The sequence below is a fragment of the Halorubrum hochsteinianum genome (assembly GCF_023702125.1).
Classification (GTDB): Archaea; Halobacteriota; Halobacteria; order Halobacteriales; family Haloferacaceae; genus Halorubrum; species Halorubrum hochsteinianum.
This window is the reverse complement of record NZ_CP098415.1, coordinates 1,290,079-1,305,146: the sequence shown is the minus strand read 5'-3', so window position 1 is coordinate 1,305,146 and position 15,068 is coordinate 1,290,079. Positions and strand designations below refer to the sequence as shown.

The following is a 15,068-nucleotide window of genomic DNA, read 5'->3' as shown; positions in this document are numbered from 1 at the left end:
CACGGTGAGAGTTGGCACCACACTCACTCAACGTGGACGGTTACGACTCGGGATCTCAGTCGCTTACCGTTATCCATCGCTCGAAGGCTGGAACAACTATCAAGAACAGATAGAGCGGTAGGTACCTTATCACGCTCTCAAATGATGTGTAGCAGTTTGTCGATAATTGGGTCACTGACAACCGATCCGAGAGCTCGTCGGCGACAACACTCACAAACCTACGATCGCGTGAATTCGTCGTTCTTACCAGTATCTTGAATCCCCTCAGAAGTTCGCTTAGCGAACCCGTACTCCTCGAGATACTCGTATCGACGTTCGATCTCTTCGTCTGAAACGCCCAACTCAGCGGCTAGTTCGCTCACAGATTTGGGTTCTTCCTCGTCCAACTGTATTCGGAGCTCGTATCCTTCCATATATCGCTGATAGTACTCCCGAACGACATCATCAAGTGGCGTTTGGATGCCTTCGCTCTCATCGAGTCGCTCCAGAGACGCAGAGACAACTGTGACGAAGAACTCCCCACCCAAGAGCTCTACTTGGCGTTCGAGTTCGTCTGATATGACATCGAAGTCCAGTTCCGTTTGGACGAGCGTAGCCATGTCACCGATGTCGTCCGGGCGCTCTGCTACGGCTTTGAACAGGAAGATATCCTCGAACGAGACGAGGCCGACCGAGAAGTACTCCGACGAGAGAAACTGTTGGCTCCGTGCTTGCATCCCGTCACTGAAGAATAGCTTATCGGCGATCTGGCGATAAAAGACGTCGAACTGGCAGCCGGCATCGTTCCGTACGCAATGGCGTGCGCCCAGCCGATCGTACTCGTCACCGAGATCGGTGACCTCCTCATAGCCGAGCTCGTCGAGTACGCCCATCAGGCGGCTGAGGGCCGTCTCATCTACAACAACGAGATCGATGTCCTTGGTCGTGTCCTTGAGAGACGGCTGGTGAAGTGCCATCGCGCCACCACCGATGAGATACGCCTCCACCTCTGTTTGGAGGTGATCCGCGATCTTCTGAAGTTCGGCCTCGATATAACCACGGCCGAATCGTTCACGAGAGCTCATAGAGTAACCTCATACTCCCTAGCTGTTTGTTTGAACTCTTCCCATTCGGGGAGGTGCTCAGCCGTCGTTTCTCCGCTGGTCTCCAAGTATTCAATGAGGCCGTCGACGATAGTGCGTAAATCGGTCGTCGCCTCAGAGTGATAGTGTTCAGCGCGCTCTCGCAGTTCCGTTCGATCGATATCCTGTTTCTGTATCAGTAACAGACAGTACGTTCGGTACCGAGAGCCGTCATCGATCAAGAGTGTATGGCAGACTAACGCTACGGGGTCGACCTCAGTGACTCGATCGGTTCGGAAGTAGTGTCGACGGTCACGGGTGAGCAGTGGAACATCAAACTCACCGAACAGCGCTGGTCCGGTCGGATGAAACCCTTCAGCGCTGATGTCGCCGTCGCACGCGAAGAGATACTCGTTGTGCGTTTCCCAGAGAAAATTGAGTCCAACGACGTGCTTTCGTGTTTCACGGCGATGCTTCTGATGGAACAGTCCTCGTGCGATAGAAGCCAATACGGTAAATGGCTCGTTGAGACGGTACCGAGATTTCGATTTCCCGATGACACCGACTAGCTGGAGATCATCTAACCGGCGGTAGACTGTTGCCCGACTAACGCCACTTCGCTCGGCTAATTCGGTAGCCGTCCGTCCCCGGTCAAGATAATAGAGAATTTGTAATCCGGAGCCGGCGATGAGTGCCGGTAGGTCCATATGACGATGTTCCGTGAGGAGTCCTTCGAGCTGCTCTATCGGTTCGATTTCAGTAAGAGAAACCAGCTTTTCTCGACCGCTTTGTTTGGTTTGGACGCAGCCGTAGGTTTCTAATTCGGTGATGATCCGTGAGGCGTGACTGGTACTCCACTCGAGTTGGTCAGCGAGTGTACTGATACTTACTTCCGGGTCACCCCCATCTATGAGCTGAGAGATTACCCGCAAGTGACTCTCCGACATCATATTGTCTCAAATAACGCAAGTAGATTATAAAACAGTTTTGCGATTTGAGACGAAAGGTAGAATTTCTAATATAATTGGCACCGTATCTGGCTAATCTCGGATCTACTCTAATTTTGATTTAGAAGAATTCTCGATCACCGGTACTCCGAAATATGATATTTCAGAATATGATTATTCAGAGTATTTTATTCAGTACCCTCTAAATTAGCGCTATGAGAGATTTCGTGAACGGGTCAGAGAAGCTAGATCGGCTTCACAGCCATTTGACTCGAAGAAAGCGGAGATCGCCGTCGTTGTATACGGGCGGCGGCGGCTCAGAAGGGTACAACTCATCAGGGAGGCGTTTGGGAGACCAGAAAACACAATCTTCTACCAGGCACGACAGAAGACGAGAGCAGTCCAACGAGACAGCTTTTTGCTAATACCGAGCAACTCTATCTTGAATGGTGGAGCCGATATTGAAATGGGCGGGTGGAAAGCGCCAGCTTCTCTCAGAAATCACGGCGTTGTTTCCGACCTCATATGAGGCGTATCATGAGCCGTTCGTCGGTGGTGGTGCTGTCTTTTTCGATCAGGATCCTGACGATGGAACGATTAACGATCTGAACACGCGGCTAACAACGTTTTATGAGATCGTTCGGGACCAACCGGACGCCCTTATTACCGAGAACAAAACGCACGAGCATACGGAAGAATACTACTACAACGCTCGCTCCGAGTTCAATGCGCTCCTTACACAGTCGACTCTCACACAGGACGAGCGAGTCCGAGAGGCGAGCCTACTGTTATACCTGAACGGCTCTGTTGAAATCCTCAGGGCCTGACAAATGTCGTGTACAAGATACAGAGGGTGAGTTCAGCACGCCCGCAGAAAGCTACACAGCCCTTGTCAGATGACGCATCGAGAACCGCTACCCCCAGTAGGAGTCAACCGATTCACCGGCGAGTCGCGCGCGGACAATCAGATACGTGAAATGAACTGGGACGTAGCCGAGACAGAGAACCCAGCCCTGTGGCTTTGAGACTAAGTCCCACATACGTTCAACGCCTCTTGTAGTTTCCATCGAGAGCGTTTCCAAGCCGGTGAGCGATTCAAGAGCCGGTCCAATGACCATCGCAAACACGCACATATAGAAAATAGCCACAGCAAGAATTTCGAGCGATTGGTTGGAACTCATGGTTTGTCAAGTGATAGCCAGTAGATATAGGCGGAAAATAAAGCTACCTAAGGCCGGTTGATGGATTAATCATATATGTTACTCATAGAAACCTCTGTAACAGTCACGCCTCAAGTCTATTACTCTATTCCCACACTCCACGGCAAGTGGCACATGACCGACTTGCGCGCTATATTCAGCACGACCTCAGAGAACTATCAATAACTGAGGATTTCAACAGGGCCACCTGAACCGGACATGCTTCAACGGATTGTATCGAGAGAACAGTGACGGCGAATTCAACGTCTCTTTCGGACGATATTCCAATCCAGATTGGATACAAGAGCAGCGAATTCGGAAGGCATCACGTGTTCTCCAAGACACGGCGGTATTCAATACGGATTTTAGCTACGTCGTCGATGAGGCTTCAGTTGGTGATCTCGTATATTTAGATCCGCCGTACGAACCGGTGTCGAAAACGGCGGATTTCAATTCATATCAGGCAGGCGGATTCGACCGAGAGGATCAACGGCGACTTCGTGATATCGTCATAGAACTCACGGAGATGGATGTTTCCGTGGTCCTCTCGAATTCACCCCCAGTCACGGTATTGTACGAAGACCACGACGTATTCTCGATCAGCTACGTAGACGCCACTCGTTCGATAAATAGTGATGCCAGCAGTCGCGGGGAAGTCTCGGAAGTACTCATCACGAACGTTCCACCGGATGACCAAAGGCGAAAGACTCTCTCTGACTTTACTGAATGAGTCGTCGAAGATCGGTTAACGTGGCGTCGAAGATAGGACGTATTGTTGCTCGGATCCTCGACCGTTTGTAGTGATCTCAGGGAGGCGGACGAGCCACTGCCCGACGGTTCGAGCGCGTCGACGAGTAGTTGAATCCGAGAGATCTGTTTCGGCGGCGAGAATCTCCGTAATATCATGTCGGGAGAGAGTACCGTTTGCTTCTAGCTGAGCGTATACGCGGGAAATGATCTCGACATCACGGATCTGCTGTGTGAGAAGGTCATCCGCGGATTCTCGATTGCCACGATCGAGATGTGTGACGTATTCCTCGCCGAGCCGAGTGAGTCCCCAACGACGGATGGTGCGGTTGTCGATTTCGATCTCCTGTTCTTTGTGGAGAAACTGGAGGAGCCACGCAGCAATACCGTAATAATCCGCTTGCCGCGGATCGAACGTGTCTGAATCCGTCTGTTTTCGAACGTATGCCGCGATATCGGGCTTGATATCCGAACCCGTATCTACCGCTCGGATGACGGTGCGTATCACGTCAAAGTTGTCGGCCTGTGGTACCTCTAGCGACGGGATCGTGTCGGTACGCTCCGGTTTCTCGAATACACTCCAGAACGTTGGATCGAGTTCGTATGATTCGTCGTCTGTAACAACACCAATACTGCTCTCAATCATGATGTCCGTGAGCCGGTCACCATCGATCAACCGGATGAAATCTTGGTTTGCGCTTGTCTCGGCTCCAGAGGTGAACGAGGACGTCGTGATCTCCGTTCCGATGTGATAGTGTTGCTCTGAGAGTGCGCCTTTAAATCCGCGAAGAGTGCGGGCACCGACGGTGTTACCGCTAGCATATTGTTTTGCGGCTCTGTTGAAATCCTCTTCTTCAGACACATTCTCGTCTGAAACAACTGGTCGCTGAAGGGTGCGAAGTTATCTCTCAGCTTGGTACTTCTTGAGTACTTTGAGAAGAATCACACCGCTGAGTAAACTGCCGAATAGAAGAGAGAACCAGAGTACTGAAAATGGCTCTTGCTGGTCAGCGGCTCTAAACGCACCTCCTGCTAGTAGGGCGAGAACAATTAGTTTCGTTTTCTCAGAGACCATATGGTGAGTCAGACGAGATTCTGGGAGGCTAAATAAACTCCCTGTACGGACCAGAACCTAGCTCAGATATATCACTTTCTGAGGATTTCAACAAAGCCTGTTTTGCTTGTACGCCGAGCCGCGCGTGGAACAGTTCTCGATCGATGACAGCGTGAATATCGATTCCACCATCGCCACGGAACGGCGTTAATTCGAGTTCACGAGTCGGCTCTGCACGCTCGATCACCATTTTACAGAGCTGTTCAAACTGCTCATGGTCGATCTGTAAACCCTTATCAAGCAGTTCCTCTTTCGCCGTCGATGCTCTCATTCAGTTTCGAGATTTTCGCGGTTGAACAAAAATCCTCTTGCTGGACAGAATGACGGTCGAACAAGCACAGTCGAATACACTCGTGAAAAAACGGCAGGGCGCGACGGGATCCACGCGAGCGACCGAAGGGAGCGAGCGTGGAGCCAGTCGCGCCCGTGTTCGAGCGAGCGAAGCGACGCGAGAACACGGGCGCGACGGGATTTGAACCCGCGGCATCTTGGTCCGGAACCAAGTGCTCTGTCCGCTGAGCTACGCGCCCTCACGACCGCGTATCCGCGGCGAGCGTTTAACGCTTCTGACTCGGGTCGTCCCCGGGCGGCTCGGGGTCGGTCTGCCACTCGAAGGCGTCGGCCTCGGGATCGACCGCCGCGTCCGTCCCGCCGTCGGTCCGCGGCCGCTCGGTCGAGCCGCGGTCGCCGTCGACCTCGCTCGCGCCGGCGGCGTCGAGCAGGCGGCCGACGAACAGCAGTCCGGGGCGGCGCTCGACGACGGCGACCCAGACGAGGAGCGCCGGGGGGAGGACGGTGAGCGACGCGAGGTACGCGAGGGTGATGCTGGCGGCCGTGAGCAGCCCGAACTGGCCGAGGATCGGGGTGATGGCCAGCACGAGGACCCCCGTGCCGAGCGCGGTCGTCGCCCACGTGCCGGTGAGCGCGCCGCCCGTCCCGCGGAGGGTGGTGACGACCGCGCGGTCCACGTCGCCGCCGCCCTCGTACTCGTCGTGGAACCGGTGGGCGACGTGGACGGTGTAGTCGACCCCGAGTCCGATCGAGATCGAGAGGATCGTCGCGGTGATCGCGTTGAACGGGATGCCGCCGAGCCGCATCGTGGCGGTGAGCGTCGCGACGGAGACCGTGACGGGGACGAGCGTGACGAGCCCGAGCGTCGGGCTACCGAGCAGCAGCCAGAACAGGACGACGAGGAAGACGGCGGAGAGGCCGAGCGCGGCCGCCAGCGAGACGATCGCGGAGTCGAAGATCGTGTCGGCGACCGCCTGGAACACGACGATCTGGCCGGTCGCGGTCGCGTCCCCGCGGTAGCGGTCGGCCACCCGCCGGGCGTCGGCCGTGATCTCGGCGTCGGTGGCGTCCGACTCGACGGCGTACACGATCCGCGTCGACCGGCTGTCGTCCGCGAGGTACTCGCCGGTGAAGTCGTCGTACGGCGAGTCGCGGAGCTCGGCGTAGATCCGGTCGAGGTTCCGGTTCGGCCGGCCGCCGTCGAGCGCGGACGCCTCGACCAGCGCCTCGAACTCGGGGTCCTCGGCGGCGTAGGCGTCGATCGCGCTCTGAACGCTGTCGACGCTGGCGCGGCCGTCGACCGCGACGAACGTGTCGGGCGGGTCGCGCTCGGCCCGCGCGAGGCTGCGGAGGGCGCTGTCGCTGGTCATGCGCCGCTCGACGTATATCGTGACGGTGTCGTCCTCGCTCGTGGCAAAGTTCTCGGAGAGGAAGTCGATCGTCTCCGTCGCGGAGTACTCGCCGGGCTGAAGCGGGCCGGGGAGGTAGTCGACGTACGCCGGCTGCTCGCTCGGCGGCAGGAAGTCGTCGTCCTCGAAGGTGGTGTCGACGCCCGCGCCGTAGCCCGCGGCACCGGCGGTGAGGAGCAGGACGACCGCGAGGAAGACGGCGGGCGCGGGGCGGGACATCGCGGACAGCCGCGGGAGCAGCCGGCCGAGCGCGGACTCCTCGGAGCCGAGGGGACGCGAGCCGAACTCGGGGAGGTCGCGCTCGGCGCGCCAGCGGTCGACGAGCAGCTTGGCCGCCGGGAGGAAGCCGACGAAGATGACGAGGGTGAAACAGATCCCCAGTCCGGCGACGAGGCCGAACTCCCGGAGCGGGGGGAGCGAGCTCGTGAGGTTCGCGAGGAACCCGATGATCGTCGTCCCGGCGATGATCGAGTACGCCACCACGAGCTGTCCCAGGGCCCCGCGCATCGCCGTCTCCGGCGGCGCGCCCGCGGCGCGGTCCTCGCGGTAGCGGTTCACCGTGTGGATCCCGAAGTCGATCCCGATCGCGAGCAGGAGGACCGGCACCGCGATCAGCACCTCCGAGAAGGCGATCCCCGCGTACCCGGTGAAGCCGAAGGTCCACACGACCGTCATCAGCAGCGCGACTCCGCCGAGCACGAAGTCGAAGGGGTCGCGGTAGGCGTACGCCAGCAGCCCGAGGATCACGGCGAGCGCGGCGGGTACCACGATGCCGAGCGAGTCGAAGATGACGCGCTCGAACTCGTTGTCGACGATGCCGCTCCCGAACGCGGTGACGTCGCCGGGGGACTCCTCGGCGATCGTCCGGGCCTCCCGCTGGAGCGCCTGCGTGTCGGCCGACTCGGGGAACGAGTGGGAGACGACGCCGAGCGCCGCGGAGGCGGTCCCGGACTCGCGGTTGAAGTCGTCGGAGAGCAGCGTCGCGAACCCGGGGTCCTCGGCCGCGGCGGCGACCGCGTCGTCGATCTCGCCGTCGCTGGCCCGCTCGATCGCGTCGCGGGCCTCCGCCGGGGTGTCGGCGTCCGCGTCGATCTCCGCCGCCACGTCCATCGCGGGCGCGGAGACGTCCGTCACCCGCTGGCCGTCGCGGTCGGAGAGCCGCTCGGCGGTCGCCAGCATGTCGAGGAGCCCGCGGCGGTCGAGTACGTTGGCGTCGCGCTGGATCAGCTGCGTCGTCGTGTCGTCGCCGCCGAACGCCGGTTCGAACCGCTCGTTCACGCGGTCGAGCGCGTCCGCCTCTTCGATGCCGTCGGTGAACTGCTCGCTCCCGGCGTCCGCCTCTAGGAGCGCCATGCCGGGCGCGAACAGGGCGGTCACGACGAGACAGGCGATCACGACCCGGCGCGGCCGCTCGATGACCCGGTCGGTGACCGCGCCGAAGAGCCGGGTGACGGGGTCCATCTATCGCGAGCGGAGCCGACCGCGGAGGTCGGAGAGCGCCCGGCTCACCCGGCCGCGCCGCCAGACCAGGGCACCGCCGACCGCGACGACGCCGAGCAGGGCGACGATCCCGAGCGGCGAGGAGAGCGCCCCGCTCTCGTCGTCTTCGACCACCTCGACCGGGAGCCGGTAGGTGTCCGAGAGCTGTTCGTCGCCGTCCGCGTCGTCGTAGCGGAAGTCGACCGCGGCCGAGTACGTCTTCGGCGTCGCGCCGGCCTCGACCTCGACCTCGAAGGTGACTGTCCGCGCCTCGCCCGGGTCGAGCGAGGTGACGAACGCCTCGTCGTCCGAGGAGGCGAGCGGCGAGTCGACGAACAGCTTCGCCTGTACGTCCGTGATCGGTTCGGGGCCGGTGTTGCGGACGACCGCGTCGTACCGGACCGTCGACCCCGGCGTGACCGTCGACGGCCGGGTCGCGTTCGGCTCCGCCGGCGACACCGAGAACACGTCCGCCTCGGGGGCGACGTCGACGACGACGTCGAGCGTGTCGGAGACGACGACGTCGCCGGCCGACCCCGTCGAGACGAGCGAGACCGAGCCGTTCTCGCCCGGACTCGCGCTCACGCCCTCGTCGCTTCCGAGCCCGCGGTAGCGGACCGCCACGTTGACCGTCCGCTCGCCGGGGTTCGCGTCGGTGCGGAGGCCGGCGTCGAACGTGGCGGTGGTCGTCTCGCCGACCGCGAGGTCACCGACCGTGTCCCGCGTCGAGCGCGGGACGATGTTCGGGTCCGACTGGACCGTCTCCTGCCCGACGCCGTCGGGAGCGGGCGCCTCGTTGCTGAACACGACGACCGCGTTCTCGATGTCCCGAGGGCCGCGGTTGCGGACCTCGACGGTGAACGAGCCGTCCTCGCCGACCCGCAGCGTGCTGTTCAGCCCCTCCGCGGAGAACGCTTGCTGGGAGAGCGGCGTCACGCCCGTCCTGACCGTCCGGGCGGCCGCGTTCGCGCGCTCGGCGTCGCGGTAGTCGACCTCGAACTCCAGCGTCGACGCCCGCGCGGTCGCCTCGCCCGCGGCGGCGAACCGGTAGGTGAACGTGCGATTCTCGCCCGGTTCCCACGCGCCGACGTACGTCTCGGTCGTGCCCGCGTCGGTGGCGAAGGAGAGGTCCGGGTCGATCGGGTTCGCGGCGACGGAGGCCTCGCGGGCGCTCTCGTTGCGCACGTTCCGCAGCGTCACGTCGACGAGTCCGTTGTCACCCGCCTGGACGACCCCGTCGACGTCGACGACGGCGAACTGCGCGCGGTCGGTGATCTCGACGGCGACGGTGACGGTCTCGGTGACGATCTCCTCGTCGCGGACCGTCGAGCCGTCGTCGACCTCCGCGCTCTCGACGTTCCGGTACTCCAGTTCGATCGGGACGCGGTAGACGCCCGGCTCGGCGTCCTCGTCGGGGACGACGGTGAACTCGATCGGCCCGGTGACGCCGCGGCCGACGTCGCCGACCGTCTGCTCGCCGGTCCGCACGTCGAACGGGACCGCGCGGTCCGTCTCGGAGCCGGTGCGGATCCGCGCCGTCGTCTCGTGGGCGGTCACCACCTCGCTTTCGAGGTTGTCGGCCCCCTGCGCGGAGATGTCGCCGCGGTTGTTCAGGCTCACCTGAAGCGTGGACTCCTCGCCGGGGACGAACGCGGTCTCCGGCGCGAACGCCTCGATATCGGGGTCGCCGCGCACCGTGTCGTTGGCCTGCTGCGCGACCGCCGTCCCGGTCGCGAGCAGCGACGCGACCAGAAGGAGGACGGCGGCCGTCCGGATTCGACTCATGTTGGTTGGGTCCGGGTAGGGGGCTGCGACGTAATACCCTTCGGGAACCCGACACAACAACGTATTCGTTTTCGGATAGTGAACTCGGCGGAAAGAACCGAACGAGACAGATCGAAACCGCTTTTTTTCGCCTTATTTCGGCGGTAGAGACGCGCTCGACAGATACGCGACGGAACCGGTGGAGGGCGATCGTCGAAACGATTCTGCGTTGTGTCTGCCGTTGTTTATATGCGTTCGCAGCGAGGAGCGCCGACGCTTTGTGGGGGACGCGCCTACGGGGCGCATGGAGTCGCTTCGCGACCTGGGGCTGTCGAGCTACGAGGACCGGGCGTACCGCGGGCTGCTCTCGCTCGGCACCGGGACCGCCGCCGCCGTCGCCGAGGAGAGCGGGGTCCCGAAGGGCCGGGTGTACGACGCGCTCGGCGGGCTGGAGTCGCGCGGGCTGGTCCGGGTCCAGACCGACCGCGAGCCGAAGCGGTACGCGCCCGTCGAGCCGGCGGTCGCCGTCGACCGGCTGGTCGAGACGAAACGGCGGGAGCTGCGACAGCGGATCGAGACGTACGAGTCCGGGAAGTCGGAGCTGATAGACCGGCTGGCCGACGCCGAGACGACGGACGACGAGTTCTGGACCGCCGCGGTCGGGGCGGACGACTCCCTCGACCTGCTCTTCGAGCGGATCGACGCCGCCGAGGAGTCGATCGTGGTCGTCGCCACCGACGTGTCGGCGCAGTTCGACGTCGACCGCGAGGGCCCGGAGCTGCTCGACCGGCTCCTCGGGGCGATCCGGAGCGGCGTCGACGTCTCCGTGCTGCTCTCGCCGGACGTGTTCGACGACGCGCGCGCCGCGGTAGACGCGGACCGGGCGACGCTGACGATCGCGCAGGGGCCGTTCGAACTCCGGATCACGGAGGACGCGTACGGGAACTTCTACCTCATCGACGGCGAGGAGGTGTGTCTGGAGGTGGCCGACCCGCTCGCGCCCGACCGGCTGTTCGGCATGCTCGACCTGCGCGACCGCGGGTTCGCGGCCCGCGTCCGCGACGGCTTCGAGGCCGCGTGGGCGGACGGGACCGTCGTCGACGACGTGTGACGCGCCGAGGCGCTCCGCGCCGCAGTTATCACGACTGATTCCGGCGGCGCGCAGCTTTATCATCCCGCGTCCGTACCGTCGGTAGAACTGACAGTGACGCTTCGCCCATCCGACACGTCGACGCCCGGCCGCGGCGGCGACGGGGGAGAGGTCCCCGACGCGGACGACCGAACCGCGGCCGACGCGCCCGCCGACGCCCGAGATCGGTCCGTCTCTCCGGCGGAACGCGCCGGGACCGACGAGCCCCCGAGCGCCTCCGCCGGTTCCGGCCGGGCGTCGGGAGAGGGAGACGCCGGCACGACGTCCGCGGGCGGCCCGTCGCGCCCCCGCGAGGCCGACCGCTTCCTCCTCGCCGTCGCCGTGGACGGCGAGGTGCTGTTCGCCGGGCCGTCGGTGCCGGACGTCGTCGGCGTTGAGCGCGACGCGCTCGTCGGGAGCGACCTCCTCGAACGCGTCCACCCGAGCGACCGCGATCCGGTCGCGGAGGCGCTGTCGGCGGTCGCCGCGACGCGGACCGTCACCCATCGCATCCGGCGCGCGAGCGGCGGGTACGCCTGGGTCGAGTCCGTCGTCGACGAGGAGCTGGCCGAGGAGTTCGGCGGGCGGGTCGTCACCGTCCGGCGCGTCGACGTCGACCGCACCTTCCCGGAGCGCTACCGCGCCTTCCTGGAGTACGGGAGCGACCTCGTCACCGTCGTCGACGGGGACGGGGTCGTCGTCTACGAGAGCCCGTCCGTCGAGGAGGTCCTCGGCTACGAGCAGGGGTCGACCGTCGGGCGGTCGCCGCTCGGGTACGTCCACCCGGACGACCGCGAGCGGGTGACCGAGCGCTTCTACCGCGCGCTCAACGAGCCGGAGGCGGCACCGACCCTGGAGTACCGCTACCGCACCGCCGACGGCAACTGGGTGTGGCTGGAGTCGCGGACGCGGTCGCTGCCGGCCGACAGCCCCGTCGGCGAACTGCTCGTCAACTCCCGCGACGTGAGCGAGCGGAAGGCCCGCGAGCGGCGGCTCTCCGACCGGAACGAGCGACTCGACCGCTTCGCGAGCATCGTCTCGCACGACCTGCGGAACCCGCTGTCCGTGATCCGCGGCTCCATCGAGATGGCGCGGCTGCGCGGCGAGACGGACCCACTCGAACGCGGCGAGCGGGCGGTCGACCGGATCGACCAGCTCGTCTCCGAGCTGCTCACCCTCGCGCGACAGGGGACGGGGATGGACGAGCCGACCGAGTTCGGGCTGGCGAGCGTCGCGCACGAGGCCTGGGAGACCGCCGCCGAGGGCGACGACGACGCGGAGCTGGCCGTCGCCCGCGACGCCCGGGTGTACGGCGACCGCGGCCGGGTGCGGCAGGCCCTGGAGAACTTGTTCCGCAACGCGACCGAACACGCGAAGCCGGACGCGACCGAACGAGCAAAGCCGGACGCGACCGAGCCGACGGAAGCCGTGGCCGACACCGACGAAGCCGACGCCGCCGACGGCGACGACGAAGCGCTCACCGTCCTCGTGACCGCGACCGACGGGGGGTTCCTCGTCGCCGACGACGGGACCGGCGTCGACCCCGACGACCGGGAGTCCGTGTTCGACTCGGGGTTCACCACGCGGGCGGACGGGACGGGGTACGGGCTGGACATCGTCCGCGAGGTCGTCGAGTCCCACGGCTGGGAGGTGACGCTCCGCCGCGACTCCGAGGGCCACATCGGCCTCCCCGACGGACGGCGGCTCCGCCCGCCGGCGGGCGCGTGCTTCGAGGTGCGCGCTCCCGGACCGGCCGACGCCGACCCGGACGAGCCGTGGATCGACGGGTAGCGGGAACCCGGCGAGTTTATTCCGCGCGACCCGCAACCCGATCCGTGAGCGTCGCCGACGTGACGATCCGACAGGCCGAGCGCGCGGACCTCCTCGCGGTGGTCCGGATCGAGCGCGCCTGCTTCGCGGACCCGTGGCCGCACGACGCCTTCGAGCGGCTGCTCGGCGAGCCGGCGTTCCTCGTGGCGGAGCGGGCGGGCGCGGTCGTGGGGTTCGTCGTCGCCGACCGGACGCCGAATCACGGCCGCGACATCGGCCACGTCAAGGACCTCGCCGTCCACCCCGACGCCCGCGGCGAGGGGACCGGTCGGGCCCTCCTCCGGTCGGCGCTGGCCCGGCTCCGCGCGACCGGCGTGGCGGTCGCCCGGCTGGAGGTGCGCGAGGGGAACGACCCCGCCCGGTCGCTGTACGCCGACGAGGGGTTCGACCCGATCCGGCGTGTCGGTGGCTATTACCCCGACGGCGAGGACGCGCTCGTCCTCGTCGTCGACCTCGCGGAGTGGGCCGGAGGCGACACCGAGTGACACGTAGCGAGCGGAAGCCCACCCCTTCAGGGGTGGGTCTGAGCGACAACACGGCCCGGAAATCCGCGCGCTATGACTCGTCTGGATGTGCCACCGCCTCAAGTCCCGTTTTAATAACCTCCCGATACGCTTCTTCGAGGCTTACGCCCTGCCGTTCGGCGTAGTCTTTCACCCGCCCGTTCAGCGTGTGCGAAATGTCAATGTTCGGTCGCATTATTTGTGTCCAAAAGACATTTAGACGCAGAAGAACAAATGTCTGTTGTCGTGAAGCGAACCAACACGTTCGCGGTGCGCCCGCTCTCCACAGAGGACGAGCAACTGCTCCGCGACTTGCTGGACGCCTCCGCCAGCTTGTGGAACGAACTTACCTACGAACGTCGTCAGAACTTCTTCGACGGCGAATCGGTGTGGGACACCGCCGACTATCGCAAGCGGTACGTCGGCGTCCTCGGCTCCGCCACCGCCCAGCAAGTCATCCGCAAGAACAGCGAGGCGTGGCGGTCGTTCTTCGCCGCTCAAGAGGACGGCGAAGACACCGGCACGCCGGGCTACTGGGGCAACGAGGACAACGGCAGGGAGTTGCGGACGTACATCCGCAACGACCAGTACACGCTGGAAACCGGCGAGCGGAGCCGACTCGAAATCCCTGTCGGCCGAGACCTCAAAAACGAGTACGGACTTGGCGACCATGAGCGCCTGCGCCTCGAAGTTGCTGGCGACCCCAAATGGGAGGGCAAACAAGGGCGGTTGGAGCTGTGCTACGACGAGATGGACAACACGTTCAGGGCCTTTCAGCCTGTCACCGTTCCCGATTCTCGACAGGATTCACCATTAGCCGAGGAATCGGCTGCCTTGGACGTAGGCGCGAACAACCTCGTCGCCTGTACGGCCACGACCGGCCAGCAGTATCTCTACGAGGGGCGCGACCTGTTCGCCCGCTTCCGCGAAACCACCGAGGAGATCGCCCGGCTGAAGTCCAAACTCCGTGAAGGTCGGTACAGCAGTCGCCGTATTCGACGCCTCTATCGAAAGCGGACACGACGACGCGACCACGCACAGGACGCACTCGCCCGCGACCTGATGAGACAGCTGTACGACGAAGGCGTGGCAACCGTGTACGTGGGCGACCTCACCGATGTACTGTCGGAACATTGGTCGGCAGAGGTGAACGAGAAAACCCACCTGTTCTGGGCGTATCGCTCGTTTATCCACCGGCTTGCCACGACCGCCGAGGAGTACGGCATCACGGTCGAAGTCGAGTCGGAAGCGTACACGACGGCGGAGTGTCCGGTGTGTGGCGAGCGAGAGACCACAAGCCGAGCCGGCGACGTGTTTAGGTGTTTGTGTGGCTACGAAGGCCACGCCGACCTCGACGCTTCACGGACGTTCCTCGAACGACAGGCTGGCAAAAACATCGAAGCAGGGTCGATGGCACGGCCCGTGCGCCTCAAGTGGGACGACCACAACTGGTCGGAGATACCACACTCTCTCGAGAGGGAAAGTCCCAACGAGGAGCGCACAAACCGGAGTACCGGCGACGGGAAACTTGCCTCCGTGGATACGGCATAGCCAACATCCCCACTGGAGGAATCCCACGGCTTCAGCCGTTGGAG

The 15,068-nt window shown here is 63.6% G+C and carries 13 protein-coding genes and 1 tRNA gene; 6 read left to right on the top strand and 8 right to left on the bottom strand.

Annotation, left to right across the window (positions count from 1 at the left end):
• Positions 1 to 218: 218 nt before the first annotated feature.
• Both NAF06_RS06420 and NAF06_RS06415 read right to left on the bottom strand, forming a co-directional pair.
• Positions 219 to 1,064, bottom strand: coding sequence for a DUF6036 family nucleotidyltransferase (locus NAF06_RS06420; protein ID WP_008585230.1), 846 nt, complete (start codon positions 1,062 to 1,064; stop codon positions 219 to 221).
• Entirely contained in the window at positions 1,061 to 2,011 is a 951-nt protein-coding gene (locus NAF06_RS06415) for an HTH domain-containing protein (protein WP_204365285.1), read from the bottom strand. Before NAF06_RS06415 ends, NAF06_RS06420 begins: the two co-directional genes overlap by 4 nt.
• A gap of 443 nt (positions 2,012 to 2,454) precedes the next feature.
• On the opposite strand from NAF06_RS06415, the gene NAF06_RS06410 reads away from it, so the two are divergent.
• Entirely contained in the window at positions 2,455 to 2,835 is a 381-nt protein-coding gene (locus tag NAF06_RS06410) for a DNA adenine methylase (protein WP_008585234.1), read from the top strand.
• An 87-nt stretch (positions 2,836 to 2,922) separates the two neighbouring features.
• Here NAF06_RS06410 and NAF06_RS06405 read toward each other — a convergent pair whose 3' ends face one another.
• Positions 2,923 to 3,189, bottom strand: coding sequence for a hypothetical protein (locus tag NAF06_RS06405; RefSeq protein WP_080507158.1), 267 nt, complete (start codon positions 3,187 to 3,189; stop codon positions 2,923 to 2,925).
• A 250-nt stretch (positions 3,190 to 3,439) separates the two neighbouring features.
• Between NAF06_RS06405 and NAF06_RS06400 the strand changes: the two genes are divergently transcribed.
• Positions 3,440 to 3,937: a DNA adenine methylase gene (locus NAF06_RS06400; protein ID WP_008585236.1), complete on the top strand. Its 498-nt coding sequence runs from the start codon at positions 3,440 to 3,442 to the stop codon at positions 3,935 to 3,937.
• A 15-nt stretch (positions 3,938 to 3,952) separates the two neighbouring features.
• On the opposite strand, the gene NAF06_RS06395 is transcribed toward NAF06_RS06400, so the two are convergent.
• The 5 genes from NAF06_RS06395 to NAF06_RS06375 form a co-directional block, all read right to left on the bottom strand.
• Positions 3,953 to 4,816: a DUF7226 domain-containing protein gene (locus NAF06_RS06395; protein ID WP_080507159.1), complete on the bottom strand. Its 864-nt coding sequence runs from the start codon at positions 4,814 to 4,816 to the stop codon at positions 3,953 to 3,955.
• Positions 4,817 to 5,057: 241 nt separating this feature from the next.
• Positions 5,058 to 5,339 (bottom strand): restriction endonuclease, encoded by a 282-nt coding sequence (locus NAF06_RS06390; protein ID WP_080507160.1) that lies wholly within the window; start codon positions 5,337 to 5,339, stop codon positions 5,058 to 5,060.
• A 186-nt stretch (positions 5,340 to 5,525) separates the two neighbouring features.
• Positions 5,526 to 5,598, bottom strand: a tRNA-Arg gene (locus tag NAF06_RS06385).
• A gap of 27 nt (positions 5,599 to 5,625) precedes the next feature.
• A complete protein-coding gene (locus tag NAF06_RS06380) occupies positions 5,626 to 8,229 on the bottom strand; it encodes an efflux RND transporter permease subunit (protein ID WP_008585240.1) in 2,604 nt (867 codons plus the stop codon).
• The gene (locus tag NAF06_RS06375) at positions 8,230 to 10,032 is read right to left on the bottom strand and encodes a COG1361 S-layer family protein (RefSeq protein WP_008585243.1); all 1,803 of its coding nucleotides are present in this window, start codon (positions 10,030 to 10,032) and stop codon (positions 8,230 to 8,232) included.
• A 283-nt stretch (positions 10,033 to 10,315) separates the two neighbouring features.
• On the opposite strand from NAF06_RS06375, the gene NAF06_RS06370 reads away from it, so the two are divergent.
• From NAF06_RS06370 to NAF06_RS06355, 4 genes are all read left to right on the top strand, one after another.
• Positions 10,316 to 11,122 (top strand): TrmB family transcriptional regulator, encoded by an 807-nt coding sequence (locus NAF06_RS06370; RefSeq protein WP_008585245.1) that lies wholly within the window; start codon positions 10,316 to 10,318, stop codon positions 11,120 to 11,122.
• 93 nt (positions 11,123 to 11,215) lie between these two features.
• Complete coding sequence (locus NAF06_RS06365) at positions 11,216 to 12,931, top strand: PAS domain-containing sensor histidine kinase (protein ID WP_008585246.1); 1,716 nt, start codon at positions 11,216 to 11,218, stop codon at positions 12,929 to 12,931.
• A gap of 44 nt (positions 12,932 to 12,975) precedes the next feature.
• Positions 12,976 to 13,455 (top strand): ribosomal protein S18-alanine N-acetyltransferase, encoded by a 480-nt coding sequence (gene rimI / locus NAF06_RS06360; RefSeq protein WP_008585249.1) that lies wholly within the window; start codon positions 12,976 to 12,978, stop codon positions 13,453 to 13,455.
• Between the two features lie 252 nt (positions 13,456 to 13,707).
• Complete coding sequence (locus tag NAF06_RS06355; protein WP_008585251.1) at positions 13,708 to 15,024, top strand: RNA-guided endonuclease InsQ/TnpB family protein; 1,317 nt, start codon at positions 13,708 to 13,710, stop codon at positions 15,022 to 15,024.
• The last annotated feature ends 44 nt before the right edge of the window (positions 15,025 to 15,068 follow it).

What these genes read in the sequence shown, in the direction of transcription:
- NAF06_RS06380 (WP_008585240.1), bottom strand. Translation starts at nt 8,229, where the DNA reads ATGGACCCCGTCACCCGGCTCTTCGGCGCGGTCACCGACCGGGTCATC.
- NAF06_RS06410 (WP_008585234.1), top strand. Translation starts at nt 2,455, where the DNA reads ATGGTGGAGCCGATATTGAAATGGGCGGGTGGAAAGCGCCAGCTTCTC.
- NAF06_RS06355 (WP_008585251.1), top strand. Translation starts at nt 13,708, where the DNA reads ATGTCTGTTGTCGTGAAGCGAACCAACACGTTCGCGGTGCGCCCGCTC.
- NAF06_RS06370 (WP_008585245.1), top strand. Translation starts at nt 10,316, where the DNA reads ATGGAGTCGCTTCGCGACCTGGGGCTGTCGAGCTACGAGGACCGGGCG.
- NAF06_RS06375 (WP_008585243.1), bottom strand. Translation starts at nt 10,032, where the DNA reads ATGAGTCGAATCCGGACGGCCGCCGTCCTCCTTCTGGTCGCGTCGCTG.
- NAF06_RS06390 (WP_080507160.1), bottom strand. Translation starts at nt 5,339, where the DNA reads ATGAGAGCATCGACGGCGAAAGAGGAACTGCTTGATAAGGGTTTACAG.
- NAF06_RS06405 (WP_080507158.1), bottom strand. Translation starts at nt 3,189, where the DNA reads ATGAGTTCCAACCAATCGCTCGAAATTCTTGCTGTGGCTATTTTCTAT.
- NAF06_RS06420 (WP_008585230.1), bottom strand. Translation starts at nt 1,064, where the DNA reads ATGAGCTCTCGTGAACGATTCGGCCGTGGTTATATCGAGGCCGAACTT.
- NAF06_RS06415 (WP_204365285.1), bottom strand. Translation starts at nt 2,011, where the DNA reads ATGATGTCGGAGAGTCACTTGCGGGTAATCTCTCAGCTCATAGATGGG.